This is a genomic window from Kitasatospora sp. NPDC001540, from assembly GCF_042894345.1.
In the GTDB taxonomy this organism is placed as follows: domain Bacteria; phylum Actinomycetota; class Actinomycetes; order Streptomycetales; family Streptomycetaceae; genus Kitasatospora; species Kitasatospora phosalacinea_C.
Genome location: NZ_JBIAVO010000093.1, coordinates 1 through 1407, shown reverse-complemented (window position 1 = coordinate 1407; position 1407 = coordinate 1). Strand labels below are relative to the sequence as shown.

Below are 1407 nucleotides of genomic sequence, written 5' to 3'. Positions count from 1 at the left end.
TTGCTGCGGCAGCAACGGCTCAATCCGAGCCCACGCAGCATCCGTTATCTCTCCACGACCCACCACAAGATCAATTATGAGACACGGCCTAGTGCTGTGAGCGCAAAGGTTCGCCGGGTCGCCTGATCACGAGGTGAGGACACGACTGCTCGTGCCAAGATGACGCGGTGCAGATGTCAGATGATCTCGTGGGTCTTCAGATGTCCGTTTTCCGGGAACGGAGTGCGCTGGCCGACTTCGTCAGGTCCAGTGGTCCTGTCAGAGACTGGAACGCTGTCGTTCGAGAGGAAGCCGGCAGGCGCCAAAGGTCCCTCGAAGAGGCGGAGCGTACGTTGAAGGACGCTGTGCGGGGCCATGCGCGCACGGAGGACGAGGTGCAAGAGCTGCGGCGCGCTCTGCGGCGACGGGCAGCGATCAGCCTCGCGAAGCAGGACTCGGACAGAGCCACTTGATAAGGCGGCGACGGCTGGTCTTCCGCCCCAGCGGACACCTTTCTTGCTGCGGATGCGGGCGCGTTCGCGGCGTTGGGTGGCCAGGACGTCGGGGTGGCGGGCGTTCGCGTTGCGCCAGCGCAGGTAGGCGTGCAGGGCCCGGGTCTGGACCGGGTGGTTCGGATGGTTGGAGTTGGCGAGCGTGAACTGCCGCAACGGTCCGAAGTGTGCCTCTATCGGGCGGGTTGGCCCAGGACGTGTTGGTGGGCGTGAAACACAGGTGGACGTTGTTGTTCTTCGCCCAGCGGAGGACCTTCTTGCCGTTGTGGGCGGAGAGGTTGTCCAGGATCACGTAGACCGGCGCCCCGTCCGGGCGCGCGGTCCGGATCGAGCGGAGTGCGGTCAGGGTGTTCACGGTCCCCTTGCGGCGACGGTTGACGCCCCACAGGGTGTCGTCTCCGACCGAGTAGCAGCCGTGGAAGTAGGTCACGCCGTGGGCGCGCTTGTAGGTGGCCGACAGCCGGTCCGGCCGGCCCTGCTCAGCCCAGCAGCTACCCGCGGTGGGGCGGATGCCGAGCGGACCGAACTCGTCGAACGCGAACGTGCGGTCGGGGAAGCGGTCCAGGACGTGCTCGATCCGGTCGAGCTTGGCGTCGCAGTCGGGGTCGGTGGACTCCTTCCACGTCTTGGTGCGCTGGAAGGTGACGCCCCGTCGGGAAAGTAGGCAGCGCAGGGCCTCGCGACCGATGCGGATCACCCGGCCGTGGACCCGTCGCAGGTAGGCGAGGAGTTTGCGGATGGACCAGCGGGTGAAGGGCTGCCCGAGCTTGGTCGGGCGGGTGGTGGCCGTCTGGACGACGAAGTCCTCGTCCTCAGTGCTGACTGGGCGTTTCGTCCCTGACTTCGGCGCTCAGGTTCCGCGCCAGGTCAGGGTGGTCTCGCCAGTTAGGCGGCGGGTCATGAGGCTGATCATGGC

1 pseudogene is annotated in these 1407 nt (G+C 66.5%); it reads right to left on the bottom strand.

The window, feature by feature from the left end:
- Window positions 1–455 precede the first annotated feature (455 nt).
- A pseudogene (locus ACFY00_RS38105) lies at window positions 456–1311 on the bottom strand (IS630 family transposase); the annotation flags it as partial.
- Window positions 1312–1407: the final 96 nt, after the last annotated feature.